This is a genomic window from Nocardioides szechwanensis (genome assembly GCF_900103935.1).
Classification (GTDB): Bacteria; Actinomycetota; Actinomycetes; order Propionibacteriales; family Nocardioidaceae; genus Nocardioides; species Nocardioides szechwanensis.
This window is the reverse complement of record NZ_FNIC01000008.1, coordinates 107,907-134,066: the sequence shown is the minus strand read 5'-3', so window position 1 is coordinate 134,066 and position 26,160 is coordinate 107,907. Positions and strand designations below refer to the sequence as shown.

25 protein-coding genes are annotated in these 26,160 nt (G+C 72.4%); 18 read left to right on the top strand and 7 right to left on the bottom strand.

All coding sequences use genetic code 11. From position 1 onward, the window contains the following. Positions 1-37 precede the first annotated feature (37 nt). Positions 38-3,223 (top strand): ATP-dependent helicase, encoded by a 3,186-nt coding sequence (locus tag BLR90_RS17730; protein WP_245715378.1) that lies wholly within the window; start codon positions 38-40, stop codon positions 3,221-3,223. Further along, positions 3,220-6,438, top strand: coding sequence for an ATP-dependent helicase (locus BLR90_RS17725; protein WP_091026556.1), 3,219 nt, complete (start codon positions 3,220-3,222; stop codon positions 6,436-6,438). Before BLR90_RS17730 ends, BLR90_RS17725 begins: the two co-directional genes overlap by 4 nt. On the opposite strand, the gene BLR90_RS17720 is transcribed toward BLR90_RS17725, so the two are convergent. Next, on the bottom strand, positions 6,428-7,489 hold the full coding sequence (locus tag BLR90_RS17720; protein ID WP_091026555.1) for an FAD-dependent oxidoreductase: 1,062 nt from the start codon (positions 7,487-7,489) through the stop codon (positions 6,428-6,430). The genes BLR90_RS17725 and BLR90_RS17720 overlap by 11 nt on opposite strands. Before the next feature lie 28 nt (positions 7,490-7,517). Continuing rightward, positions 7,518-8,237, bottom strand: a complete 720-nt coding sequence (gene deoD, locus BLR90_RS17715) for a purine-nucleoside phosphorylase (protein WP_091026626.1) — start codon at positions 8,235-8,237, stop codon at positions 7,518-7,520. A 30-nt stretch (positions 8,238-8,267) separates the two neighbouring features. Between deoD and nudC the strand changes: the two genes are divergently transcribed. Then, complete coding sequence (gene nudC / locus BLR90_RS17710; RefSeq protein WP_091026554.1) at positions 8,268-9,179, top strand: NAD(+) diphosphatase; 912 nt, start codon at positions 8,268-8,270, stop codon at positions 9,177-9,179. Between the two features lie 93 nt (positions 9,180-9,272). On the opposite strand, the gene BLR90_RS17705 is transcribed toward nudC, so the two are convergent. Next, positions 9,273-9,518, bottom strand: coding sequence for a mycoredoxin (locus BLR90_RS17705; protein ID WP_091026553.1), 246 nt, complete (start codon positions 9,516-9,518; stop codon positions 9,273-9,275). Between the two features lie 73 nt (positions 9,519-9,591). On the opposite strand from BLR90_RS17705, the gene BLR90_RS17700 reads away from it, so the two are divergent. The 5 genes from BLR90_RS17700 to BLR90_RS21150 all read left to right on the top strand — a co-directional run bounded on the left by BLR90_RS17700 (position 9,592) and on the right by BLR90_RS21150 (position 13,050). Continuing rightward, the gene (locus BLR90_RS17700) at positions 9,592-11,640 is read left to right on the top strand and encodes an ATP-dependent DNA helicase UvrD2 (protein WP_091026552.1); all 2,049 of its coding nucleotides are present in this window, start codon (positions 9,592-9,594) and stop codon (positions 11,638-11,640) included. A 140-nt stretch (positions 11,641-11,780) separates the two neighbouring features. After that, a complete protein-coding gene (locus BLR90_RS17695) occupies positions 11,781-12,011 on the top strand; it encodes a hypothetical protein (RefSeq protein ID WP_091026551.1) in 231 nt (76 codons plus the stop codon). 138 nt (positions 12,012-12,149) lie between these two features. Then, positions 12,150-12,503 (top strand): WhiB family transcriptional regulator, encoded by a 354-nt coding sequence (locus BLR90_RS17690; RefSeq protein ID WP_091026550.1) that lies wholly within the window; start codon positions 12,150-12,152, stop codon positions 12,501-12,503. Between the two features lie 82 nt (positions 12,504-12,585). After that, a complete protein-coding gene (locus BLR90_RS17685; RefSeq protein ID WP_245715377.1) occupies positions 12,586-12,753 on the top strand; it encodes a hypothetical protein in 168 nt (55 codons plus the stop codon). 135 nt (positions 12,754-12,888) lie between these two features. After that, positions 12,889-13,050 carry a hypothetical protein gene (locus BLR90_RS21150; RefSeq protein ID WP_170254364.1) on the top strand — a complete coding sequence of 54 codons (162 nt, stop codon included), beginning with the start codon at positions 12,889-12,891 and terminating at the stop codon, positions 13,048-13,050. Positions 13,051-13,057: 7 nt separating this feature from the next. Here BLR90_RS21150 and BLR90_RS17680 read toward each other — a convergent pair whose 3' ends face one another. Together BLR90_RS17680 and BLR90_RS21145 are read right to left on the bottom strand one after the other, a co-directional pair. Next, on the bottom strand, positions 13,058-13,933 hold the full coding sequence (locus BLR90_RS17680; RefSeq protein WP_091026548.1) for a hypothetical protein: 876 nt from the start codon (positions 13,931-13,933) through the stop codon (positions 13,058-13,060). 133 nt (positions 13,934-14,066) lie between these two features. After that, positions 14,067-14,225 (bottom strand): DUF5679 domain-containing protein, encoded by a 159-nt coding sequence (locus BLR90_RS21145; RefSeq protein WP_091026547.1) that lies wholly within the window; start codon positions 14,223-14,225, stop codon positions 14,067-14,069. Positions 14,226-14,407: 182 nt separating this feature from the next. On the opposite strand from BLR90_RS21145, the gene BLR90_RS17670 reads away from it, so the two are divergent. From BLR90_RS17670 to BLR90_RS17660, 3 genes are all read left to right on the top strand, one after another. Next, positions 14,408-15,202, top strand: a complete 795-nt coding sequence (locus BLR90_RS17670; RefSeq protein WP_091026546.1) for an enoyl-CoA hydratase/isomerase family protein — start codon at positions 14,408-14,410, stop codon at positions 15,200-15,202. A gap of 346 nt (positions 15,203-15,548) precedes the next feature. After that, positions 15,549-16,586 carry a PHP domain-containing protein gene (locus BLR90_RS17665; protein ID WP_091026545.1) on the top strand — a complete coding sequence of 346 codons (1,038 nt, stop codon included), beginning with the start codon at positions 15,549-15,551 and terminating at the stop codon, positions 16,584-16,586. Between the two features lie 10 nt (positions 16,587-16,596). After that, complete coding sequence (locus tag BLR90_RS17660) at positions 16,597-17,124, top strand: M48 metallopeptidase family protein (protein WP_091026544.1); 528 nt, start codon at positions 16,597-16,599, stop codon at positions 17,122-17,124. Here the strand turns inward: BLR90_RS17660 and BLR90_RS17655 are convergent. Both BLR90_RS17655 and BLR90_RS17650 read right to left on the bottom strand, forming a co-directional pair. Continuing rightward, entirely contained in the window at positions 17,061-17,657 is a 597-nt protein-coding gene (locus tag BLR90_RS17655) for an NUDIX hydrolase (RefSeq protein WP_245715376.1), read from the bottom strand. The two genes, BLR90_RS17660 and BLR90_RS17655, sit on opposite strands and share 64 nt — an antisense overlap. A 14-nt stretch (positions 17,658-17,671) precedes the next feature. Next, positions 17,672-19,000, bottom strand: coding sequence for a zinc-dependent metalloprotease (locus BLR90_RS17650; protein WP_091026542.1), 1,329 nt, complete (start codon positions 18,998-19,000; stop codon positions 17,672-17,674). A 42-nt stretch (positions 19,001-19,042) separates the two neighbouring features. On the opposite strand from BLR90_RS17650, the gene BLR90_RS17645 reads away from it, so the two are divergent. From BLR90_RS17645 to BLR90_RS17615, 7 genes are read left to right on the top strand one after another with little or no spacing between them, the layout of a single operon-like run. Continuing rightward, positions 19,043-19,471: a molybdenum cofactor biosynthesis protein MoaE gene (locus tag BLR90_RS17645; protein ID WP_091026541.1), complete on the top strand. Its 429-nt coding sequence runs from the start codon at positions 19,043-19,045 to the stop codon at positions 19,469-19,471. A 35-nt stretch (positions 19,472-19,506) separates the two neighbouring features. After that, positions 19,507-19,788: a hypothetical protein gene (locus tag BLR90_RS17640; protein ID WP_170254363.1), complete on the top strand. Its 282-nt coding sequence runs from the start codon at positions 19,507-19,509 to the stop codon at positions 19,786-19,788. Positions 19,789-19,848: 60 nt separating this feature from the next. After that, positions 19,849-20,937 (top strand): YlbL family protein, encoded by a 1,089-nt coding sequence (locus BLR90_RS17635; protein WP_091026540.1) that lies wholly within the window; start codon positions 19,849-19,851, stop codon positions 20,935-20,937. Then, a complete protein-coding gene (locus BLR90_RS17630; RefSeq protein WP_091026539.1) occupies positions 20,934-21,518 on the top strand; it encodes a PPA1309 family protein in 585 nt (194 codons plus the stop codon). Before BLR90_RS17635 ends, BLR90_RS17630 begins: the two co-directional genes overlap by 4 nt. Beyond that, entirely contained in the window at positions 21,515-24,493 is a 2,979-nt protein-coding gene (locus BLR90_RS17625; RefSeq protein ID WP_091026538.1) for a UPF0182 family membrane protein, read from the top strand. Before BLR90_RS17630 ends, BLR90_RS17625 begins: the two co-directional genes overlap by 4 nt. Before the next feature lie 49 nt (positions 24,494-24,542). Further along, a complete protein-coding gene (locus BLR90_RS17620; RefSeq protein ID WP_091026537.1) occupies positions 24,543-25,466 on the top strand; it encodes an ATP-binding cassette domain-containing protein in 924 nt (307 codons plus the stop codon). Continuing rightward, positions 25,463-26,149, top strand: coding sequence for an ABC transporter ATP-binding protein (locus BLR90_RS17615; RefSeq protein WP_218029441.1), 687 nt, complete (start codon positions 25,463-25,465; stop codon positions 26,147-26,149). Before BLR90_RS17620 ends, BLR90_RS17615 begins: the two co-directional genes overlap by 4 nt. The last annotated feature ends 11 nt before the right edge of the window (positions 26,150-26,160 follow it).

The following is a 26,160-nucleotide window of genomic DNA, read 5'->3' as shown; positions in this document are numbered from 1 at the left end:
ATCCCGGCTGTCGGTGGGGTGTGATGAGGTGGTGCTCGTGACCGCGTCGACCTACCACCTCGTGCGGCCGGAGACCGCCGTCGACGTCCCGGTCCTCGACGAGCAGCAGCGGCGGGTGGTCGACCACCCGGGCGGTCCGCTGCTGGTCCTGGCCGGCCCCGGCACCGGCAAGACCACGACGCTGGTCGAGGCGATCGTCCGGCGCGTCGAGGAGGGTGCGCGGCCCGACCAGATCCTGGCGCTGACGTTCTCCCGCAAGGCCGCCGAGCAGCTGCGCGACCGCGTCACCGCGCGGCTCGGCCGCACGATGCAGACCACGCTCAGCTCGACGTTCCACTCCTTCGCCTACGGCCTCGTGCGCCGGTTCTCGCCCGCCGACCTCTACGCCGCCCCGCTGCGGCTGCTCTCGGCGCCGGAGCAGGACGTCGTCCTCCAGGAGCTGCTGACCGACGCGCCCGAGTCGGTGCGCTGGCCCGACGCGCTCCGGGAGGCCGTCGGCACCCGCGGCTTCGCGCGCGAGGTCCAGGCCGTTATCGGCCGGGCCCGCGAGCGCGGGCTCGACCCCGACCAGCTGGTCGACCTCGGCCGCCGCGAGCAGGTCCCGGAGCTCGAGGCAGCCGGGCTGTTCCTCCAGCAATACCTCGACATCCTCGGCGACCAGTCCGCCATCGACTACCCCGACCTGATCGCGCGCGGCGTGATCGAGGCCGAGCGCCACCGCGACGTCCTGCGCGCGCAGCTGCGCCACGTCTTCGTCGACGAGTACCAGGACACCGACCCCAGCCAGGTCGCACTCCTGCGCGCCCTCGCCGGCGACGGGCGCGACCTGACGGTCGTGGGCGACCCCGACCAGTCCATCTACGGCTTCCGCGGCGCCGACGTGCGCGGCATCCTCGACTTCCCGGCCGAGTTCCGCACCCGCGACGGCGAGCCCGCCGACGTCGTCGCGCTCGGCACGACGCGCCGGTTCGGCTCGCGGCTGCTCACCGCGTCGCGCACCATCGCCGCGTCGATCTCGGTGAGCGGCTCGATCCCGGCCGAGCAGTACGCCGCCTTCCGCCACCCCGAGCCCGCACCCAACGACCTGGGGCCCGGCGTGGTCGAGGTGCTGACCTTCGACACCGCGCGCGCCGAGACGGAGAACGTCGCCGACCTGCTGCGCCGCGCGCACCTCGAGGACGGCATCGGCTGGTCCGACATGGCCGTGCTCGTGCGGTCCGGCCGCTCCTCCATCCCGCAGCTGCGCCGGTCACTGACCGCGGCCGGGGTCCCCGTCGAGGTGGCCAGCGACGACACGCCCCTGGTGCGGGAGCCGGCCGTCGTACCCCTGCTCGCGACGCTGTCCGTGATCGTCGACGCCGAGGTCGACGACCCGACCGCCGACGACTTCGTCGGAGCCGACCGTGTCGAGGGGCTGTTGACCTCGCCCCTCGGCGGCCTCGACGCGACCGACGTACGCGCGCTCACGCGAGCCCTGCGGGCCCGCGAGCCGGGCGCCCGCGCGCGTGACCTCGTACGACGTGCCGTGCTGGACGCCACCATGCTCGACGGTGTCGAGGGCGAGGCCGCCCGGCGAGCGGCTCGGCTCGCGGCGCTGGTGCGGGAGGGCCGTGCCGCCCTGGCCGACGGCGCCACGGTCGAGGAGGTCCTCTGGATCGTGTGGGAGGGCTCCGACTGGGGGCGGCGGCTGCGCGGCGCCACGCAGACCGGGGGTCCGGGCGCCCGGCTGGCCCACCGCGACCTCGACGCGATCTGCGCGCTCTTCGACAACGCCGCCAAGGCCGAGGAGCAGAAGGGCCACACCAGCGTCTCGTCGTTCCTCGCCACGCTGCGCGCGCAGGAGATCCCCGGCGACACGCTGGCCGACCGGGGCGTGCGGGGCGAGGCCGTGCGGCTGCTCACCGCCCACCGGTCCAAGGGCCTGGAGTGGCGCCTGGTGGTGGTCGCCCACGTGCAGGAGGGCGCGTGGCCCGACCTGCGCCGCCGCGACTCGCTGCTCGGCGCCGACCGCATCGGCCGTGACGAGATCCTCCCGCCCCTGTCGCGGCGGGCGATGCTGGCCGAGGAGCGCCGCCTGTTCTACGTCGCCTCCACGCGGGCCCGCCAGCGCCTCGTGGTCACCGCGGTCAAGTCACCCGATGACGACGGCGAGCAGCCGTCGCGCTTCCTCGACGAGCTCGGCCGGCCGCCCGTGCACCGCATCGGCCGCCCGCCCCGCCCGCTGTCGATGGCCGGACTGGTCTCCGAGCTCCGCCGCACCCTCGCTGACCCCGCCCAGCCCGAGCCGCTGCGCAAGGCCGCCGCCCGCCGGCTGCGCGCCCTGGCCGCGACCGACGTACACGGCCGCCCGGTGGCGCCGCAGGCCGACCCCGTCACCTGGTGGGGGCTGCGGGCGCCCACCCGCGCCGAGCGGCCGGTGCGGCCGGCTGAGGAGCCGCTCACGCTGTCGGCCAGCGCGCTCGACGGCCTGCTCACCTGCCCCGCCCAGTGGTTCCTCACCCGTGAGGCCGGCGGTGAGGTCGTCAGCTCCGCCAGCCAGGGCTTCGGCAAGATCGTGCACGCCGTCGCGGAGCGCATCGCCAAGCGCGAGGTGCCGCTCGACGCCGACCTGATGGCGCTGGTCGACGAGGTGTGGGGTCGCATGGAGTTCCGCACCCCCTGGTCGAGCGACCGCGAGCGCGAGGCCGTCGCCCAGGTCCTCGGGCGCTTCGTCGCCTGGCACGCCCAACCCGACGCCCGCACCGTGATCGCCGTCGAGCCCAAGATGCGGGCCGAGGTCCGGTTGCCCGACGGCCAGGTGGTCCGGCTCCACGGCTACGCCGACCGACTCGAGCTCGACGAGGACGGCCGGGTGGTGGTGGTCGACCTCAAGACCGGCAAGTACGCACCGACCGGCCCCGAGGTGGTGCGCCACTCCCAGCTCGGCCTCTACCAGCTCGCCGTCGACCACGGGGCCGCCGACGAGCACGTCCCCGACCGCGACGGGCCCCTGTCGTGCGGCGGCGCCGAGCTGGTCCAGCTCCGCGGCGGCGACACGCTGCCCAAGGTCCAGCACCAGCCGCCGCCGGCCGCGGGGGAGCCGCGCCTGGTCGAGGAGCAGCTCATGCAGGCCGCCGCCACGCTGCGCTCCGAGGAGTTCGTGGCCCGCCCCGGCAAGCACTGCGAGCGCTGCTCGTTCCAGCCGATCTGTCCCGACAAGGCCTCCGGGTCGGTGCTGTCATGACCGCCACCCGGCCGGCCCTCGCGATCGACACCCCCGAGCAGCTGCGCGAGCTGCTGGACGCCGACTTCACGTTCAGCGATCCGCAGTTCGCGGCGATCACCGCGCCGCTCGAGCCGGCCGTGGTGATCGCCGGCGCCGGCTCGGGCAAGACCACGGTGATGGCGGCCCGGGTCGTCTGGCTGGTCGCCACCGGCAGGGTGTCGCCGGCCCAGGTGCTGGGCCTGACCTTCACCACCAAGGCGACCGCCGAGCTCCAGACCCGGATCCGCGACAGCCTGCGTCGGGCGGGCCTGCTGCCCGACCGCTCCGCACCGCGCGGCGACGACGAGGACGAGGTCGAGGAGCCGACGGTCTCGACCTACCACTCCTACGCCTCGTCCCTGCTCTCCGAGCACGGCCTGCGCATCGGTCACGAGCCCGACACCCGGCTGATCGCCGACGCCAGCCGCTACCAGCTGGCGACCCGGGCGGTGCAGCGCTACACGACGCCGGTGGCCCACCTCAGCGACTCCCCGAAGCACGTCGTGCAATACCTGCTGGCGCTCGACGCCGAGATGAGTGAGCACCTCGTCGACCCCCAGCAGGTCCTCGACCTCGACGCCCGCCACCGGCCGCTCTTCGAGGCCGGCATGGCCACCGAGCACCGCAAGACCTACCGGGAGAAGAACGAGAAGGCGATCCTGGCCGGCGACCGCCGGGCCGAGCTGGTCGGGCTCGTGCGCGCCTACCGCCGGCTCAAGACCCACCTCGGGCTGATGGACTTCTCCGACCAGATCGCGCTCGCCGCCCGGCTGGCCGCCGAGTGCCCCGAGGTGGGGGTGATCGAGCGCGAGAAGTTCCGCGTAGTGCTCCTCGACGAATATCAGGACACCTCCGTCGCCCAGGCCCTAATGCTGAGCCGGCTCTTCTCCGGCCCCTCGACCGGGCGCGGGCACCCCGTGACCGCGGTCGGTGACCCCAACCAGGCCATCTACGGCTGGCGCGGCGCCTCGGTCTCCAACATCCTCGAGTTCGGCGCCGACTTCCCGGCCGCCGACGGGAGCCGGACCTCCTACCCCCTGGTGGTCAACCGGCGCTCCGACGCCCGGATCCTCGCCACCGCCAACCACCTCGCGGCCGAGCTCTACGACACCCGCGACGACCTGCTCCCGCTCGAGCCCAAGCCCGGTGCCGCCGACGGCGAGGTCCGCGCGATCGTCCACGAGACCTACGAGGACGAGCTGGCCTGGCTGGCCGAGCGGGTGCTGGAGACCCACGCCGCCCTCGCCGCCGCCTCCGAGCGCCCCGCATGGAGGGAGATCGGGGTCCTCACCCGCGACAACTCCCACGCCGCCGCGGTGTTCGACGCGCTCTCCGCGCGTGAGATCCCGGTCGAGATCGTCGGCCTCAAGGGGCTGCTGCGGCTGCCCGAGGTCTCCGAGGTCGTGGCCACCCTCAACCTCGTCCAGGACGTCACCGCCAACGCCGCGCTGCTCACGCTGCTGGCCGGGCCGCGCTGGGCGGTCGGGCCGCGCGACCTGGCGCTGCTCGGGCGGCGGGCCGGCGAGCTGGCCGGCTCCCGTGCGGGCGGCGAGGCGTTCGCCGACGTACAGGACCAGCTGGCCGCGGCGGTCGAGGGCGCCGACCCCACCGAGATCGCCTCCCTCTGCGACGCCCTCGACGACCCGGGCGAGCTCGACTACTCACCCGAGGCGCGTGAGCGGTTCGGCCTCCTGGCCGACGAGCTGCGCCGCCTGCGGTCCGCGATCGGCGATCGGATCCTCGACCTCGTACGCCGGATCATCGACGCGACCGGCATCGACGTCGAGCTGGCCTCCTCCGTGAGCCCGGCCGCGGCCGCCCGCCGCGACAACCTCGACCTGTTCGTCCAGGCCGTGGCGGAGTTCCAGGCCGTCGACGGCCAGGTCACGCTGTCCGCGCTGCTGGCCTGGCTCGAGGCCGAGGATGAGTTCGGGCAGGGCCTCGACGTCGCCACCCCCTCCGAGGCCGACTCGGTCAAGCTGCTGACCGTCCACCGCGCCAAGGGCCTGGAGTGGGACGCCGTCTTCCTGGTGGGCGTGACGGAGAAGAAGTTCCCCAACGAGCGGGGCCGCCCGAGCTGGCTCACGGTGCCCTCGGTGATGCCGACCGAGCTGCGCGGCGACGCCCGCGACCTGCCCCAGCTCGCCGGGCACACGCCCGCCGACCTGATCGCCCTCGCCACCGCGGCCAAGGCCCACGAGAGCCTCGAGGAGCTGCGGCTGGGCTACGTCGCCTGGACCCGCGCGCGCCACCACCTCTCGGTCTCCGCGTGGCGCTGGGCCGCCCACCTCAAGGGCGGCCTCGGCCCCTCGCGCTACCTCGTCCGCACCCGCGAGGCCATGGCTACGTGGGGTGGCGAGCCCGACGCCTGGCTCGCGCTGGTCGCGAAGGGCGAGACCAGTCCCTACGCCGACCAGGTCGTCGACCAGACCTGGCCCATCTCCCACCACACGCCCGAGGTCGTACGCCGTACCGAGGCGGCCGCGTGGGTGCGCGCGGCCGACCCCGACGCGACCGACGACATCGAGGACGTCCTCCAGCTCGACCGCGTCCAGCAGTGGGACGACGAGATCGCGCGGCTCCTGGCCGAGGCGTCGCGTGACCGGACCCCCGACATCGCCGTACCCCTGCCGTCGAGCCTGTCCGCCACGTCGCTGGCGAAGCTGCGCGACGACCCCGACACGTTCGCTCGCGACCTCGCCCGGCCGATGCCGCGACCGCCGTCGTCGGCGGCGCGGTTCGGGACCCGGTTCCACGCCTGGGTGGAGGCGCGGTTCGGCCAGCAACTGCTGCTCGACCCCGACGACCTGCCCGGACGTGCCGACACCGGGATCGAGGACGACGCCGACCTGCGGGAGCTGATCGCGCGGTTCGAGTCGGGCCCGTTCGCGGAGCGGCCGCCACTGGAGATCGAGCCGTCGTTCGCGCTGGTGCTCGACGGGCAGGTGGTCCGCGGGCGGATCGACGCCGTCTACCGGGAGGGCGACGGGTTCCTCGTCGTCGACTGGAAGACCAACCGCGCGCAGACCGCAGACCCGCTCCAGCTCGCCATCTACCGGCTCGCGTGGGCCGAGCTGCACGACGTCCCGCTGGAGCAGGTGCGCGCGGCGTTCTACTACGTGCGCACGGGCGAGCTGGTCGAGCCGGGTGAGCTGCCGGGCCGCGACGACCTCGAGAAGCTGCTCAGGCCGTAGCCGCCTCGGCCCGGTCGAGCCACTGGTCAAGCCACTGGGCGACGCCGCGCGCCGCCGTACGGCCGGCCCGGTTGGCGCCGATCGTGCTCGCCGAGGGCCCGTAGCCGACCAGCTGGACCCGGGGGTCGGCGACGGCGGTCGTGCCGTCGAGCTGGACGCCACCGTGGGGGCTGCGGAGCCCGAGCGGGCCGAGGTGGGTCACCGCGGGACGGAAGCCGGTGGCCCACAGGATCACGTCGGCCGGCTCGAAGGCGCCGTCGGGGAAGCGCACCCCGGCGGGCTCGACCCGGGCGAACATCGGGTGTCGGTCGTAGGCGCCGAGCCGCTCGGCCTCCAGCTCCTGCGGCCGCAGCATCAGCCCGGTCACGCCGACGACGCTGGTCGGGGGGAGTCCCTGCCGTACCCGCTCCTCGACCAGCGCGACCACGGCGCGGCCCACCTCGGGCGTGAACTCGTCGGTACGCCACACCGGCTCGCGGCGGGTGACCCAGAGGGTGTCGGTGACCAGCGCGATCTCGCCCAGCAGCTGGACCGCGGACGCGCCACCGCCCACCACGACGGTGCGCCGGTCGCGGAAGTGCTCGGCGCCGGGGTAGTCGGCGGCGTGCAGCTGCTCGCCCGCGAACGTCTCCATGCCGGGGTAGCGCGGCACGAACGGGTGGCGCCAGGTGCCCGTGGCGTTGACGAGGGTGCGGCTGGTCCAGCGACGCCCGCCCGCGTGGGTGACGAGCACCCCGTCGTCGTCGGTGACCCGGTCGACGCGGACCGGCCGGACGACGGGCAGGTCGTGCGCGCGCTCGTAGGCGGCGAAGTACGCCGGCACGGCCTCGTTGGCGCGCAGCCCTGACTCTCCGGGCGCCTCGGAGCCGGGCAGGGCCGCGACGCCGTGCACGTCGCGCATGGTCAGGGAGTCCCAGCGGTGCTGCCAGGCGCCGCCGGGTGCGGGGTCGGCCTCGAGCACGACGTGCGAGAGCCCGCGGCGGCGCAGGTGGTAGGACGCGGAGAGGCCGGCCTGGCCGGCGCCGATCACGAGCGAGTCGAGGATCTCCACACCGGGCTCAACGCCCCGGGGCGCTGGGTTATTGCGTGCGGAGGCTGGCTTCGAGGGCGATCTCGACCATGGGGGCGAACGTCTGCTCGCGCTCCTGCGAGGTGGTCTCCTCGCCGGTGACGATGTGGTCGGAGACGGTGCAGATGGCCAGTGCCCGGCGGCCGTGCTTGGCGGCCAGCGTGTAGAGCGCGGCCGCCTCCATCTCGACCGCCAGCACGCCGTAGTCGACCATCCGGGCGGTGAGCTCGGGGCGGGCGGCGTAGAACGAGTCGCTGCTGAACAGCAGCCCCACGTGCACCCGGCCCTCGAGGTCGTCGCGCAGGTCCGCGGCGGCGGCCGCGTCGCGCAGCAGCCCGAAGTCCGCGACCGGCGCGTAGTCGAGCCCCTCGAACGCGATCCGGTTCATCGAGGAGTCGGTGCAGGCACCGGACGCGATCACGACGTCGCGGATCGCGAGCCGCTCGGTCAGCGCGCCGCAGGAACCGACGCGCACGACCGACTGCACGTCGTACTCCGTGAAGAGCTCGTTGACGTAGATCGCCAGCGACGGCTGCCCCATGCCGGAGCCCTGCACGGACACGCGCTGGCCGCGCCAGGTGCCGGTGAAGCCGTACATGCCACGGACCTCGGTGTAGCACCGGGCGTCGTCGAGGAACGTCTCCGCGATCCAGCGGGCCCGCAGCGGGTCGCCGGGCATCAGGACGACGGGAGCGATGTCGCCGGGCTGGGCGCCGATGTGGGTGCTCATGGACATGGACCCTAGAACTAGTTTGTCGTCGTGACGTATCCGCACCTCGAGCTCTCCGCCAACGCCCACGATCGGGCCGGCCAGCGACGCACCGACGACGCCTGGATCGACGCCCACTGGGCCGACCTGGAGACGCGGGTGCTCGTGGTCTCCGGCACCCGGGTGCGCCCGCGCGACGGCGCCCTCGACTGGGTTGCGCCGAGCGAGGCGCCCGACGGGGTCCGGGTCCTGCTCGGCGACCGCGACGGGCGCACGTGGTTCGCCGTGATCACCGACGCCGCGCTCGCCAAGGCGGAGCAGGGGGAGTGGCACCCGCTCCGAGGGCTGCTGCCGCTCCTGTCCGGTGACGCCGTGGCTGCGGCGCCGCTGGTCTTCCACGCCCTCGGGCTCGCCGAGTGGCACTGGGCGACACGGTTCTGCCCGCGCTGCGGCGGGACGCTCGCGCCGGCCGCCGCGGGCCACGAGCTGCGGTGCACGCAGTGTGGCAAGGCGCAGTTCCCGCGGACCGACCCCGCGGTGATCATGCTCGTCACGCACGGCGAGCCGGGCAGCGACGACGAGCGCTGCCTCCTCGGCCGGCAGGCCGTCTGGCCCGCTGGGCGCTTCTCCACGCTGGCCGGCTTCTGCGAGCCGGGCGAGACGCTCGAGGACGCCGTACGGCGTGAGGTGGCCGAGGAGGTCGGGGTCCGGGTGGGGGAGGTGACCTACTTCGGCAACCAGCCGTGGCCGCTGCCCGCCAGCCTGATGCTCGGGATGATCGGGCGCGCCGAGACCACCGACATCGTGGTCGACCAGGACGAGATCGAGGCGGCCCAGTGGTTCACCCGCGCCGAGATGCGCGAGCAGGCCGAGTCGGGCGTCCTCGTGCTCCCCGGCGGGGTCTCGATCAGCCGCTCACTCGTCGAGCACTGGTACGGCGGCCCGCTCCCCGGCTCCTGGTGACGTTGACCCGCCCGAAACTCACCGGTCAACGTGAATGATCGGAAGTACGAGCGCAGCGAGTACTTCCAATGGAGTGACGAAGTCACTCCACGGTCAGGCGAGAGAGGCGATCTTGTCCTTGACCTGGGCCAGGGAGGGGTTGGTCTGGGCGGTGCCGTCGGTGTAGACGAGGGTGGGGACGGTCTGGTTGCCGTTGTTGGCCGACTCCACGATCTGCACGGCCTCAGGCACCTGCTCGATGTCGACCACGTCGTAGCTGATGCCCTCGCGGTCGAGCTGGCTCTTGAGGCGGTGGCAGTAGCCACACCACGGGGTCGTGTACATCGTGAAGCTGCTCATCTGGGACTGTCGCCTCCGGCGTCTAGGGTCGAACCTGTCACTGATCAAACCATCCCCACCCAGGAGTTGTTCCTTGTCGCAGGCCTTCGACGGCGCCCCGGCCACCGACCTGCTCGCCGCGCTCGATCCCGAGCAGCGCCAGGTCGCCGAGGCGCTCCGTGGCCCCGTCCGAGTGCTGGCCGGTGCCGGCACCGGCAAGACCCGGGCGATCACCCACCGCATCGCCTACGGCGTCGCCACCGGCGTCTACGCCCCGCCCGAGGTCCTCGCGGTCACGTTCACCACCCGCGCGGCGGGTGAGATGCGCGGCCGCCTGCGCGTCCTGGGCGCCGGCGCGGTCCAGGCCCGCACGTTCCACTCGGCGGCGCTGCGCCAGCTGCGCTACTTCTGGCCCCACGTCCACGGCGGCGAGCTGCCGACGCTGATCGAGTCCAAGATCGGCCTGCTGGTGACCGCGGCCCGGCGACAGCGGCTCAACACCGACCAAGCGCTGCTGCGCGACCTCGCCTCCGAGGTCGAGTGGGCCAAGGTCAGCAACGTCCACCCCGACGACTACGCGCGCCTCGCCGACGCCCGCGGCCGCTCGGTGGCCGGCCACGACTCCGAGACCGTCGGCCGTGTCTTCGCCGCCTACGAGGAGGTCAAGCGCGGGCAGGGCCGCATGGACATGGAGGACGTGCTGCTGCTCACCGCGGGCATGCTCGCCGAGGACGAGCGGGTCGCGGCGCAGGTCCGTCGGCAATACAAGTGGTTCGTCGTCGACGAGTTCCAGGACGTCTCCCCGATCCAGTCGGCGCTGCTCGACCTGTGGCTGGGTGGCCGCGACGAGATCTGCGTGGTCGGCGACCCGGCGCAGACGATCTACTCCTTCGCCGGCGCCAACGCCGACTACCTCACCAACTTCCCGGCCAAGCACCCCGGCGCGACGTCGATCGAGCTGGTGCGCAACTACCGCTCCACGCCGCAGGTCGTGGCCGCGGCCAACACCCTGCTCGCGTCGTCGACCACCACGTCCGTCGAGCTGCGCGCCCAGCGGCCCGCCGGTCCGGCGGTCACCTACACGCCCGCCCCCGACGAGGTCGCCGAGGCGCAGCAGATCGCGACCCGCATCCAGGCGCTGCGTGACGCCGGTCGCGCCCTGGCCGAGATCGCCGTGCTGTTCCGCATCAACGCCCAGTCCGAGGCCTACGAGGAGGCACTCGCCGACCGCGGCATCCCCTACGTCATCCGCGGTGCCGCCCGCTTCTTCGACCGGCCCGAGGTGCGCGAGGCGGTCACCCGGCTGCGCGGCGCCGCCCGCTCCGGCGACGGCGGCGACGACCTGCTCGACCTGGTCAAGGCCACCCTCTCCGGCATGGGCTGGGCGCCCGACGCACCCACCGGGCGCGGTCAGACGCGCGACCGCTGGGAGTCCTGGCAGGCCCTGGTGAGCCAGGCCGAGCAGTTCGCCAAGACCCCCGGGGCGACCCCCGGGGCCTTCGTCGACGACCTGGACCGCCGCGCCGCCGAGCAGCACGCCCCGGTCGCCGAGGGCGTCACGCTCTCGACGTTCCACGCCGCGAAGGGCCTCGAGTGGGACTCCGTGTTCCTCTGCGGCCTCCAGGACGGCACGCTGCCGATCACCTACGCCGACACCCCGGCCGCGATCGAGGAGGAGCGGCGCCTGCTCTACGTCGGGATGACCCGGGCCCGGATCGACCTGGCGCTGTCGTGGGCTCAGGCCCGCAACCCCGGCCAGGCCGCCCGGCGCAAGCCGTCGCGGTTCCTCGACCCGCTGCTGCCGGCAAGCGCCCGCAAGGAGCCAGCGGGCGCCAAGGCCCGCAAGGTCGCCAACTGCCGCGAGTGCGGCAAGCCGCTGCGGACCGGCGCGGAGAAGAAGCGCGGGCGCTGCGGCGACTGCCCGGCGTCCTACGACGAGGCGCTGTTCGAGCGTCTGCGCGAGTGGCGCAAGGAGCGCGCGGGGGTCGACGAGGTGCCGGCATTCGTGATCTTCACCGACGCCACGTTGCAGCTCATCGCGGAGCACAAACCCCAGTCCCAGCAGGCTTTGCTGCGCATCAGCGGGGTCGGTGAGTCCAAGCTCGAACGCTACGGCGACGACGTCCTGGCACTGGTGGGCTAGACCGATCCGAGGAATCTCCAGAAATACTCATAAAATCGTTTGCTCATTACATTGCGGGGACGGTAACTTCTCCGACATCAGCAACTGCGCATCACGGTCCTGACAAGACCGGCGCCCAACGAACCGAAGGAGGTGGCCCAGTGATCACCAACACCTACATGACGACGACCCCGTCCATCCAGGGAGCTCCGTCCGGCTTTGGCATGCCCGCTTGCGGCCACAACGCCTTCGGTGCCCCGGTGACGGGCCAGCGGTCTGTCGATCTCCGCACGAATGAGATCGCCCGCCGTGCCTTCGCCGTCAAGGGACACGTGGCGCTCGTCGTCGCCGACGTCCCGGGGATCCACGCCTGGAGTCCGCCCATCTGTTGATCACCAACAGATCGGCTCACCTCCAGGCCGCGGAACCCTCCAAGGGATCCGCGGCCTTTGTCTTTCCTCAAAGGCCTCTGATCCCCGCAACACCAGCTACACCCACCGCGATCAGGTCACAGACAGGAGGTGAAAACCATGACCATCAGCGTTCTCGACCGCACCGCTGGGGCTCTCCTTCCGGGGAGCGAGTGGGAGGCGACCCAGGAGATGACCCTGGGCTTCCTCCACGACCAGGCCGGTCAGGTGGAAGAGGAGCGGCTGCCCTGCCGGGTCAACGATCCCGAGCTGTGGTTCGCCGAGTCCCCGTCCGACGTGGAGTTCGCCAAGGCGTTGTGTCAGGACTGCCCTGTCCAGACCCTCTGCCTCAGCGGAGCCATCGACCGGCGTGAGCCCTGGGGCGTCTGGGGCGGTGAGCTGTTCCTCCAAGGAACCGTGATCCCCCGCAAGCGTCCGCGCGGCCGGCCCCGCAAGAACGAGGTCGCCGCGTAAGCGGCTGCCTGTCCCGACCAGAGCAGCTCCTAGGAAAGCACCACCACACACCATGACCCTGAACTTGAACTGGAGTACCGACATGAACCACCTGATGCAGCAAGACCTGGCGCGTGCGCATATGACCGCGCGCCTGGGAGAGGCGCAAGAGTTGCGCATGGGCAACCGGATTGCCCGTGCTCGCCGGCTCAGCCGCAAGGCTGAGCAGGCTGCGCAGCAGGCACGCCTCGCCCTCGCTCGCGCTCTGTAGGACCGGGTGATCGGTCAGATCACCTCCACCCTGATCGCGGGTGAACCCGGAGCCGGGTACGACGAACCCTCGTCGTGCCCGGCTCCTTCCCATTTCCTCCGGTCTCCGGTCGCGGACCAGGGCTAGCCTCGCCCCATGGCCACGTGTGACTTCTGCGGTCGCGAGGAGCCCGACGAGGCCGCGACGCTGACGTGGACAACCGCCACCGAGCGCGGGCGGCGCCGGGTCTACTGCGACACCTGCTCGCGCGAGCACCTGCGCGCAATGGAGGGCAAACTCGACAGCGAGTGGTGGTAGCCAGCCCTCAGCCGGTCAGAGCGGACCGGCCGATCACGTCCCAGGCGCAGCCGCAGTGCGGGTGCCGTGACCACTGCCGGGTGACCGGTGCCTCGGTCGGGCCGATGTGGTGCGTCGCCGACCAGGTCGAAGGCTGGTCGCCCTCCACGAAGCGCAGCAGGTCGCGTACCGCCCAGCCCACCGCGATGGCCACCAGGGTCGGGTCGCTCGGCGGGCCCTCGGCGCCCGGCGGGGTGGCGACCTGCTCGACCACCAGGGCCCGACGCGGGTCGGTCTCGGCGAGGTGCGCGTCGACGCAGCGCAGGCACGCGGTCAGGCCCGGCACCACGAACGGCCCGAGCAGGGGAGCGCCCAACGCACCGCGCAGCAGCAGGTGCGGGGTGCCCTCGCGGACCAGGTCGTCGAGCGCGGCGCGCGGCACCTCCCCGGACGAGGCCACCAGCCACACGTCGGCGAGGTCGTCGGGCCCCGCCACGCTCGCGCCGCACTGGCGCAGGAGCCGCTCGGCGCTGTCGACGACTTCGCGGGGGCCGAGCACGCCGACCTGAGCCGCACCGCGGGCCGCCAGCCGTGCGCCCGCGGCCGGGCCGAACTGCGCCCGGGCCACCTCCGAGGCTCGCCCGGAGCCGCCGGCCTCCACGAGGGCGTCGGCCCGGCTCAGCGCGTGCAACGTGGTCCAGGTGGTGGGGTCGAGCTCGGGCAGCGGCTCGCCCGCGGCCACGGCGTCGAGGAGGCGGCGTACCTCCGGCAGATCGGGTACGACGACCCGGTGCGGCGGGTCGAGCCCGACCTGGAGGTGCGTGGCGTCGTGGCGGGCCACGGCGAGCCCGGGGCGCAGGGCCGGACGCTCGGGGAGCCCAGGGATCGGGGGACGCACGGCCATGGCCTCAGCGTGCCACCGGGCGGTGCACTGGTGCGGAGCTCATCCACAGGCCCGCAGGACCCCGAGAACGCCAGCGGCGGCACCACCCGAGGGTGATGCCGCCGCTAAGCGTGTGGGGCGTGTCAGTCGATGCTCACGCCTTGCCGAGAATGCGGTTGAGGTTGGTGCTGCAGACGGGGCACACGGCCTTGGCCATGCGGGTGCCCTTGTCGTTCACCCTCACCTCGCCTTCGGCCTCGCGCTTCTCCTTGCACTTCACGCAGTAGAACTCGCCGCTCCAGGTCTCCGCCATGACGGCCTCCTTGCCTAGTTACTCACTCGGTCGTCGCGACGGGGATCGATCGGGGAAGCCCGTCGGAAGTCCGGCAACGGGTGTCGCCGAACCGATTCGACCCTACGGCACGCGGGCTCGCAGGCGTAACAGGCTCCCGGCGCGCCGAAAATCGTGGATTTCGGGCTCAGTAGGGTTCGGGCATGCCTGAGCTCACTCACCTGCGCCTCGAACGCCCCTCCGAGGGCGTCGCGCTGCTGGTCCTCGACAACCCCGACCTGCGCAACGCCATGTCCGACGAGATGACCCGGTCGTGGGTCTCAGCGGTCGACGAGCTGGCCGCCGACCGCACCGTCCGCGTCGTGGTGGTCACGGGGGAGGGGTCGGCGTTCTGCTCGGGAGGCAACACCGGCTGGATCGCCAGCGAGCCCGACGCGACCGTCGACCTGCTGCGCACCCGGATGATCGCGTTCTACCGCGCCTGGCTGTCGATCCGGAGGCTCGAGGTCCCGACCATCGCCGCGGTCAACGGGGCTGCGGTCGGCGCCGGCCTGTGCCTCGCGCTGGCCTGCGACCTGCGCTACGCCGCGTCCGGCGCCAAGCTCGACGTCCCCTTCGTCAGGCTCGGGATGCACCCGGGCATGGCCGCGACGTACCTCCTGCCCAACGTCGTCGGGCCGGCGGTCGCGCGCGACCTGCTGCTCACCGGCCGGATGGTGGAGGCCGACGAGGCGCTGCGCCTGGGCCTGGTGGCGGGCGTGCACGCGCGCGAGACCTTCCTCGACGACGTGCTGGCGACGGCGGCGGGGATCGCCGCGACCGCCCCGATCGCGAGTCGGCTCACCAAGCTGGCGCTGGCCGACGGCGGCCACGCCGACGTGGAGTCGTGCCTGCAGTGGGAGGCCCTGGCCCAGCCGGTGACGCTCGCGACCGCCGACCTGCAGGAGGGCATCCGGGCGAGCCAGGAGCGGCGGCCGCCGGTCTTCACCGGCCACTGAGACCTGCTCAGACAGGTAGAGGCCCCCGCTTCGCGTCCCGACACTTGCCTTCCCCTTGCGAGTGTCGGTCGGCGCCCCGGGGGCCTCGTCCGACCCGAACGCTAGGGAGCCGGGTGCCCCGGGTCAATGCGACCGCGGGTCACGCTGTGGATAACCCTGTGGACAACTCTGTGGATAACTTGCCTCCGCCGGTGGAAACCGGGCGATCTGCCGGGAGGGACCTGTGGAGGACACGCCCGAGGCGGGCGCCCGCGAGGCCCTGACCTGGGAGAATGGTCCTCCACCGGGTGTGGAGGAAAGATTCTCGACAGATTTCACGAAGCAATCGCCGCGAAGGAGCACCTGGATGAGTCAGTACGCCGCCGGCCCGGTCGCGGCTCTGCGCCGGATCGCGTTCCTGCTGGAACGCGCCCGCGAGGACACCTACAAGGTGAAGGCCTTCCGTGGGGCCGCCGCGACGATCCTGCCGATCCCTGACGACGAGCTGGCCCGCCGGGTCGACGACGGCACGCTCACCGAGCTCCCGGGCGTGGGCGCGAGCTCGGCCAGGGTGATCGCCGCCGCCGTGCGGGGCGAGGTGCCCGAGCGGCTGGCGAAGGCCGAGAGCGAGCTCGCCGGGCCGCTGACCGACGGGGGAGGCGACGGGCTGCGGGCGCTGCTGCGCGGCGACCTGCACTCCCACTCCGACTGGTCCGACGGCGGCTCCCCGATCGAGGAGATGGCGTTCACCGCGATCGAGCTCGGCCACGACTACCTCGTGCTCACCGACCACTCGCCGCGGCTCACCATCGCCCACGGCCTCAGCGCCGAGCGGCTGACCCGGCAGCTGGGGGTGGTCGAGGCGGTCAACGCGCACCTCGCGGGCAGCGGCTTCACGCTGCTCAAGGGGATCGAGGTCGACATCCTCGACGACGGCTCCCTCGACCAGACCGACGAGCTCCTCGACCGGCTCGACGTCCGCGTCGCGAGCGTGCACTCCAAGCTCAAGATGGACGCGGCGGCGATGACCCGTCGGATGGTCGGCGCGGTCCGCAACCGGCACACCAACGTGCTGGGCCACTGCACGGGCCGACTGGTCACCGGCGGGCGTGGCACCCGCGGGCAGTCGCAGTTCGACGCCAAGGCGGTCTTCGAGGCCTGTGCGGAGCACGACGTCGCGGTCGAGATCAACTCCCGACCCGAGCGACGGGACCCTCCGACCAAGCTGCTGGAGCTCGCCCGCGACACCGGCTGCCTGTTCTCGATCGACTCCGACGCCCACGCCCCGGGGCAGCTCGACTTCCTGGTGCTCGGCTGCGAGCGGGCCGAGGCGGCGGGCATCGACGCCGACCGGATCGTCAACACCTGGCCTCGAGAGCGCCTCCTGGCGTGGGCGCGCAAGTAGATTCATCCCCATGGACGACGCCGAGGTGGAGGTACGCCGCTCCAAGCGGCGCCGCCGTACGGTCTCGGCCTACCGCGACGGCAACCGGATCGTGGTGCTCATCCCGGCCTCGCTGAGCCGCCGCGAGGAGGCCGAGTGGGTCCGGACCATGGTGCAGCGCATCGAGAAGTCCGAGCGCCGCCGGCGACTGAGCGACGACGACCTGATGGAGCGGGCCTGGGACCTCAGCAACCGCTACCTCGGCGGGCTCGCCGCTCCCGAGTCGGTGCGCTGGGTCGAGAACCAGAACACCCGCTGGGGCTCGTGCACGCCGGGTGACCGCACGATCCGGCTCTCCGCGCGCCTCCAGGCGATGCCCGGCTGGGTGATCGACTACGTGCTCGTCCACGAGCTCGCCCACCTGCTCGAGTCGGGGCACGACGCGGCGTTCTGGGCCTGGGTCGACCGCTACCCGCGCTCCGACAAGGCGAAGGGCTACCTCGAGGGCTGGTCGGCCGCGGCCCGGCTCGAGCCGCCGCCGGGCTCCGACGTCGACTGAACCCGCCCGAGCGCCAGCGCGACCAGCTCCACCAGATCGGGCTCCGGGTCGGGCAGTGTCTCGACCGGCCACCAGGCGACGTCGAGCGACTCCTCGCTGACCGCGTGGACGGCGTCGGCCCCCGCGACCGACAGGAACCTCACGTCGAGGTGGTGCACGTCGCCGCCCGGTCCGCAGAACGGCACCGCGTGCTCGCTCAGCTGCACCGGCACCGGGTCGATGACGAGACCGACGAGGCCGGACTCCTCGCCGGCCTCCCGCAGGGCGGCGCCGGCCAGGGTGGCGTCGGCCGGCTCGCAGTGGCCGCCGAACTGGAACCAGCGACGCGCCTTCGCGTGCAGCGTGAGCAGCACCCGGGTGTGGTCGTGGCTGAGCACGAGCGTGCTCGCTGTGAGGTGGTCGGGCACGCAGGCGCGCGTCATCCCGTCCGGGTGCGCGTCGAGGTGGGCGACGTAGCGCTCCCGGAGCGCGGCCTGCTCACGCGTGGGCGCGGCCCAACTCGCGAGCGTGGCCCGCGCGTCGGCGTGGAGCACTTCTGGGGAGAGCGTCACTCGCCGTCGAGCAGCTTGCGCAGCTCGGCGTCGAAGTCGTTCTCGGTCAGCGACTCGGGGGCGGCGGCGTCCTCACGGAAGCCGAGCGGGTCGTCGAGGTCGGCCGAGGTCGGCAGCAGGTGCGGCGAGAGCCAGACCCCGTCGCGGGCCTCGATGCCCTGGCGCTGGCGCAGCGAGCCCCACAGGGTGGAGGCGTCGCGCAGCCGGCGGGGGCGCAGCTCGAGGCCGACCAGGGCCGCGAAGGTCTCCTCGGCCGGACCGCCGGCCGCACGCCGGCGGCGTACGGCCTCCTGAAGACGCAGCGCCGCGGGCATCCGCTCGGCGGTGGCCTGGCTGACGACCTCGTCGACCCAGCCCTCGACCAGGGCGAGCGCGATCTCGAGCCGCTCGAGCGCCGCCTGCTGGGCGGGCGACTTGGGCAACTCGAAGAGACCGCCCTCCAGCAGCTGCTGCATGGACTCGGGGTTGGCCGGGTCGATGCCGCGCATCTGCTCCTCGATCCGGCTCTGCAGACCCTCGGCGTTGATCTCGAGGCCGCGCGCGTAGTCGGTGACCGCACCGAGGAGGTGGTCGCGAAGCCAGGGGGCGTGGGCGAACAGCCGCTGGTGGGCGGCCTCACGCAGCGCGAGGTAGAGGAGTACGTCGTCCTCGGAGACGTCCAGGCCGTCGGCGAAGGCGGCCACGTTGGCAGGGACGAGTGCGGCCAGACCGGGGGTCGACAGCGGCAGGCCGATGTCGGAGGCGGTGAGGACCTCGCCGGCCAGGCTGCCGAGGCCGGAGCCGACCTGGTTGGCGAGCATCGCGCCGATCGCCTTGCCCAGGATGCCGATGATCGGGCCGGCGGCTGCCTGGGCCTCGGGCGGCAGCGCCTGGCTGACGCCCTTGACCGACTGCTCGGCGACCGGCTCGACCAGGCCCTTCCACACGTCGAGGGTCGAGACGATCCACTCGGCGCGGCTCCAGGCCGCGGTCGTCTGGACGGCCGACGGGATCTCGGTGGCGCCGTCGAGCCAGTGGTCGGCGAGCCGGACGGCGTCGGCGACGGCGTCCTTCTGCTTCTGGGTGGGGCTCGGGTCAGGCGTCTGGGCGACGGTCTTGCGGGCGACGTCCTCGGCGACGGACCAGTTGAGGGCGCCGTCGTAGGGCTGCATCATCGCCTGGATCTGGCCCATGATCTGGCCGAGGTCGGGCATACCGGCCATCCCGCCACCCAGTGCGCCGCCGAGGCCGCTGGCGCTGAAGAACTGCTCGAAAGGCGTGCCCTTGAAGGGGTTCTGGCCCTCGTCGGGCGCCTCGTCCGGGCCGTCGCCGGGTCCTGTGCTCATGGGGCCACGGTACTGCGGTTCGACAAGCCGTAAGGTCGGCGTGTGGCCAATCCCGCCGTCCGCCTCGTCGACCTCCGTGACACGCCCCTGAGCGTCGAGGAGGTCACCGCTGTCCTCGACGACCCGACCGACGGCGGCGTCACTGTCTTCATCGGGCGCGTGCGTGACCACGACGCAGGCAAGGGCGTCACCGGCCTGGACTACTCCGCCCACCCCACCGCGCTCGACCGGCTGCGACAGGTGTGCGACCAGGTGGCCGACTCCTTCCCGGTCAACGGGATCGCCGCGGTGCACCGGGTCGGCCGCCTCGAGATCGGCGACATCGCCGTCGTCGTGGCCGCCTCCGCCGCGCACCGGGGCCAGGCCTTCGACGCCTCCCGCGCCCTGATCGACAACCTCAAGGCCGAGGTGCCGATCTGGAAGCACCAGGTCTTCAGCGACGGCACCGAGGAGTGGGTCGGCGCGCCCTGAGCGGACCCGGCCGCGCCGCGTCCTACTCTCGAGGGGTGGAGATCCTGCTCTGGCTCGTGCCCCCGGCCGCCGCCACGGTCGTGGCGATGGTGTGGGTGGGCTGGCTCGGCCGCGAGGGGCGTGGCGAGGTCGACCGCGAGGTCGCCGTACGCCGGCTCGGTGAGGCGCTCGAGAGGCAGTCCAAGGCGCCCCGGTACGCCGCCGGCAACCCGGCGCGCGACCGCAGCACCGGCATCGCCGTACGACCCTCGCGCGCGGCGCCGCTGCGGTCCGTCCCGCCGCCCGCCGACGAACCACCCCAGCGCCGCGTCTCCTGAGCGGGATTCGGGTCCCGGACCGCGAGCCGGCACGCTTGGCCGGGGTGAGAGGGTGGCGCCATGAGCCAGCGCCTGATCGCCGCGATGATCGCGGCACCGCTGGTGCTCGGACTGCTGGTCGTGGCGGCGTTCCTGCCGCTCGACTACGTCACCTACTCGCCGGGCTACACCGTCGATGTGCTGGCGGAGTCCGACGGCGCCGAGATCATCCAGGTCGACGGCCACAAGACCTACCGCGACGACGGCGAGCTGCGGATGACGACCGTGCTGGTCTCGCTGCCCAAGGACAAGGGTGAGTGCGCCGGCGGCTGCAAGAACCTCTACGAGCTGATGGCGACCTGGGCGGGCTCTGACGACGCCGTCTACCCCTACGACGCGGTCTACAGCGACGACGAGACCCCCGAGTCCAACGACCGCGAGGGCGCGGTCTCGATGGTCACCTCCCAGGACGCCGCCATCGCGGTCGCGCTGCGCGAGCTCGGCATCAAGACCAAGCCGGCCGTGGAGGTCAGCTTCGTCGAGGCCGGGATGCCGGCCGAGGGCAAGCTCCTCGCCCGCGACGTCCTGCTCAAGGTCAACGGAGTGCCGCTCAAGGACGCGCAGCAGCTCGTCGACGCGGTCTCCGGGACGCCGCAGGGAGACGACGTCACGCTGTCGGTACGCCGTGGCCGCACGGTCAGCGACGTGTCGGTCACGCCTGAGCTGGTCTTCGACGAGGAGACCGGCGAGAACGTGCAGCGCATCGGCATCACGCCCGGCAACGGGTTCCTGTTCCCCTTCGACGTGCGGGTCAACATCGACCCCAACATCGGCGGCCCCAGCGCGGGCCTGATGTTCTCCCTCGCGATCTACGACACCCTGACCCCCGGCTCGCTCACCGGCGGCGGCGTCGTCGCCGGCACCGGTGAGATCGCGGCCACGGGCCAGGTCGGGCCGATCGGTGGCATCCAGCAGAAGATCGCCGGCGCCCGCGACGACGGCGCCAAGCTGTTCCTGGTGCCGCCCGACAACTGCGGCGAGGCGCTGGGTGCCGACAACGGCGGCATGCGCCTGGTGAAGGCCACGACCATGCACGCCGCCCTGGGGGCGATCCAGGACTGGGCCGCCGACCCCGGCGCCGACCTTCCTTCCTGCGAGGACGCCGCATGACGCTCGACAACCCCCCGGCCGACCCGCTGGACGCCGACCCGGCGCTGGCCTCGGCCGTGCTCGAGATCGAGGAGCACATCTCCGCGGCCGGCTGGGACCAGCCGGCCCGGCTCTACGCCCTGGTCGACACCGCCCAGCTGGTGGCCCACGAGCCCGCCCTCGCGGCGTCCATGGGCCTGGACGACACGTCCGAGCTGGGCTCGCTGACCGCGATCGAGCAGGACCAGCTCAGCCCCGAGGTCGAGCTCGAGCACGCGCTCGAGTCGATCACCTGGCCGCCCAACGTGCTCGGGTGCGCGGCCGTGGTCGAGCGCTTGGTGCTGCCGCCCGACGTCGACGACGCCATCCCCGACGACGCCGACGAGGCCCTGGAGTTCGCTCGCGAGCATCCGGACCGCCAGGAGGTCCGGATCGTGGCCGGCGCGACCCGCCACGGATCGACGTACTGCGCCCTCCGACTGCGCGCCCACGACGACGACCAGTCGGTCGTCGGCGGCATCGACCTCGTCCCCGGCCTGCTCGCGCTGCTCAGCGCGACACTGGTCGACGAACCTGCACCACAACCACAGGAGAACCCGTGAGCGAGCTTTTCGACAACGACCCGCGCGACCCGGCGCCGCCCGCGACCTCGCGGCGCTCCCGGGCGCTGGTGATCACGGCGGTCGTGCTGATCGTGGCGTTCTTCGGCCTGACGACGTTCGCGGCGATCTACACCGACCGCCTCTGGTACAGCTCGGCCGGCTACGGCAGCGTCTTCAGCACGCTCTTCTGGACCCGCACCGGTCTGTTCCTGGCGTTCGGCGCCACGATGGCCGTGATCGTCGCGGTCAACGTCGTGCTGGCCTACCGGTTCCGGCCGCTGTTCCGGCCCTCGTCGCCGGAGCAGGGCGGGCTCGATCGCTACCGCGACGCCGTCACGCCGATCCGGACCTGGATCGTGATCGGGGTCGCGCTGCTGCTGGGCCTCTTCGCCGGCACCTCGGGCGCGGGGGAGTGGCGCACGTTCCTGCTGTGGCGCAACTCCCAGGAGTTCGGCACCGAGGACGCCTACTTCAACCGTGACATCGGGTTCTACGTCTTCGACCTGCCCTGGTTCCACTTCGTCGTCGACTTCCTGATGGTCGCGATCGTGATCGCCCTGCTCGCCGCGGCGGTCACCCACTACCTCTACGGCGGCGTGCGCCTGCAGGCCACCCGCGACCGGCTGTCCGGCGCCGCGCAGGTGCAGCTCTCGGTGCTGCTGGGCCTGTTCGTGCTGCTCAAGGCGGGCGACTACTACCTCGACCGGTTCGACCTGGTCAACCAGTCGGGGCGGCTGATCACCGGGCTGACCTACACCGACGACCACGCCGTGCTCCCCGCCAAGAACATCCTGATGGGCATCGCGCTGATCTGCGCCGTGCTCTTCTTCCTCAACGTCTGGCGCCGCACCTGGATGCTGCCGTCGGTGGGCCTCGCGCTCCTCGCCCTGTCTGCCGTGCTGCTCGGCATGATCTGGCCCGGCATCGTCCAGCAGTTCCAGGTGAAGCCCTCCGAGGCGGACAAGGAGGAGCAGTACATCGCGGCCAACATCGAGGCCACGCGCGCGGCGTACGACCTCACCGACGTCGACAGCGAGCCGTACACCAGCAACGCGACTGCTGTGGCCAGCAGGCTGTCGGCCCTGACCGGCGAGACCTCCTCCATCCCACTGGTGGACCCGGCGCTCGTGCGCGAGACGTTCGAGCAGAACCAGCAGGGACGCAACTACTACTCCGTCGCCGACGTCCTGGACGTCGACCGCTACGAGATGAACGGCGTCGACCGCGCGCTGGTGCTGGGCGTGCGCGAGCTCGACCAGGCGGGCATCAACGAGGGTGACCAGAACTGGTCCAACCTCCACACCGTCTACACACACGGCAACGGCGTGATCGCCGCCTACGCCAACCAGCGCGGCGCCGACAACAACAGCCTCGACACCGAGATCCAGTGGGCCGAGGGCAACCAGGTCAACCCCGACGGCAGTCGTCAGGACGACCTGAGCGAGCTCACCGGCGGCTACGAGAGCCGGATCTACTTCGGTGAGGACAGCCCCGACTACTCGGTCGTGGGCAAGGAGAAGGACGACTCCGGCAGCGTCGAGCTGAGCCTGGCCAGCGGGACCGAGGACGAGGACGAGACCACGACCTACGACGGTGCCGGCGGCGTCGACATCGGGTCCACGTTGAACCAGCTCATGTACGCCGTGAAGTTCGGTGAGGCCAACTTCCTACTCTCCGGTCGCGTGCACGACAACAGCCAGGTGCTCTACAACCGGACCCCGCGTGAGCGGGTGGAGAAGGTCGCGCCCTGGCTCACGATCGACGACGACATCTACCCCGCGATCGTGGACAACAAGGTCGTGTGGATCGTCGACGGCTACACCACCACCGACCGCTACGCGAGTGCGGAGCGCGAGTCGTTCGAGGAGATGACCGACGACTCCCTCCAGGACGACAGCGGCCTGGCCACCCTGCCCACCGACGAGATCAACTACATGCGCAACGCGGTCAAGGCCACCGTCGACGCCTACGACGGCACCGTCACGCTCTACGAGTGGGACGAGGAGGACCCGATCCTGAAGGCCTGGATGAGTGCGTTCCCCGACACGGTCGTGGAGAAGTCGGAGATCTCCGACGAGCTGGAGCAGCACCTGCGCTACCCCGAGGACCTGTTCAAGGTGCAGCGCTACCAGTACGCCCGCTACCACATCACCGATGCGGCCGCGTGGTACCAGGGCAGCGACCGCTGGGAGGTCCCGGAGGACCCCAACAGCCGTGGCAGCAACCTGCAGCCGCCGTACCGTCTCTTCGTCGACGAGACCGCCGGGGACGAGGGTGCGACGCCCCAAGAGACCTGGTCACTGACCTCGACCTTCGTGCCCTACGGCAAGGACAACCTGGCATCGTTCGTCTCGGTCAACAGTGACGCGTCCTCGGACGACTACGGGAAGATCTCCGTGCGCGAGGTCTCCGACACCACGACCAAGGGGCCGGGCAACATCGCCAACGACTTCAGCTCCGACCCGGGGGTGCGCGATCTGCTGCGCGACTTCGAGACCGGGCAGTCGCCGCCGTTGTTCGGCAACATCCTCACGCTGCCGGTGGCCGACGGGCTCATTTACGTCGAGCCCGTCTACGCCGTGCGCGCCGGCTCCAGTGCGGCGTACCCGATCCTGCAGTACGTCCTGGTCTCCTACGGCGAAAACGTAGGCATCGGTGTCACCATGCTCGAGGCGCTGGCCGATGCCCTCGGTGTCGACCCCAACGCACCGGTCGAGCCGCCGCCGGTCGAGCCCGGTGACCCGGGTGGGCCGGACCAGCCGGCACTGACGCTCAACCAGAAGATCGCGCAGCAGCTGGCCCTCGCGCAGGACGCCTTCGACGCGGCCCAGGCCGCACTCGCCGCGGGTGACCTCGCGACGTACCAGGAGGAGAACGAGAAGGCAGCCACAGCCGTGGCCGAGGCGGTCCGGCTCGCCAACACCCGGCCCACTGGCGCCGGCAACGGTGGCACGGGAGAAGACAACGCAGGGTGAGCTGACGAGGGCTACGATCGCGCACACGGCGTAGAGCGGAGGGGCGCGGGTGGCGGGACCAGAGCTGAGGCTGCCCGCCGCGCCCCGACGCGAGCCCGAGTTCGGCCACGACGCCCTCGTGGTGTGCGACAACCTGGTGCGGATCTACCAGACCGAGAGCGTCGAGGTACAGGCCCTGCAGGGGCTCGACCTGCTGGTGCACCAGGGCGAGATGATCGCGATCGTCGGTGCTTCGGGGTCGGGCAAGTCCACGCTGCTGCAGGTGCTCGCGGGAGTCGACGCGCCGACGGCCGGGCGCGCCCAGGTCGCGGGCCACGACCTGGTGGACATGTCGCGCACCGAGCGCGTGCGCTACCGGCGGCACGTCGTGGGGTTCGTGCGCCAGCAGTCCACGCGCAACCTGGTGCCCTACCTGACCGCACGTCAGGTGGTGGACCTGCCGATGGCCATCGCCGGGGTGTCCCGCAAGGAGCGCCGGTCCCGCGCTGACGGCCTGCTCGAGACCCTGGGGGTGACGCACTGCGCCGACCGTCGGCCGGACCAGATGTCCGGCGGCGAGCAGCAGCGGGTGGCCATCGCCGTCGCGCTCGCCAACCGACCCAGCGTGGTCCTGGCCGACGAGCCGACCGGTGAGCTCGACAGCGAGACCGCCCTGGAGGTGTTCGCCGCGCTGCGCACCGCCAACCGCGAGCTGGACGCGACCGTCGTCGTCGTCACGCACGACAGTGCGGTGAGCGGGCAGGTCGCGCGCACCGTGTCGATCCGGGACGGGCGGACGAGCAGCGAGGTCCTGCGCAACGGGGAGACGGCGGACGCTCCGGGAGGGTCGGAGGAGTACGCCGTGATGGACCGCGCCGGCCGGGTCCAGGTGCCTCGCGAGTTCCGCGAGGCGCTGGCCCTCACCCGTCGGGTACGCCTCGCGCTGACCGAGGACCACGTCGAGATCCGGTCGGACCGCGGCGAGACACGGTGAGCGCCGTCGCCGAGCCGATGGTGGCTGTCCGGGGCCTCACGCGCACCTACGGCTCGGCCCCGACCACCGTGCACGCGCTGAGCGAGGTCTCCTTCGACATCGCGCCCGGCGAGCTGGTCGCGGTGGTGGGCCGCTCGGGCTCCGGCAAGACGACCCTGCTCAACCTCCTGGGCGGGCTGGACCGTCCGGACGCGGGGACGGTGCGGGTGGCCGGCACCGAGGTCACCGCCCTGGACGAGCAGGGACTCAGCCGGCTGCGGCGGGACACGATCTCCTACGTCTTCCAGACCTTCGGGCTGATCCCGGCGCTCACCGCCGCGGAGAACATCGGGGTGCCCCTGCGCCTACGTCGTACGCCGACGCACGAACGCGAGAGCCGGGTCGCCCTGCTGCTCGATCTGGTGGGGCTGCGCGATCACGCGCTGCAACGCCCCGCGGAGCTCTCGGGAGGCCAGCAGCAGCGGGTCGGCATCGCGCGGGCGCTGGCCGGCTCGCCCCGGCTGCTGCTGGCCGACGAGCCGACGGGACAGCTCGACGCCGAGACCGGGCTCGCGGTGATGGCGTTGCTGCGCGCGGTCGTCGAGTCCGAGGGCGTCACCGCGGTGGTGGCGACGCACGACACCGTGACAATGTCCCTCGCCGACCGGGTGCTGAGGATCGCTGACGGACGAGTCGACGGCTGAGATGGCGCACG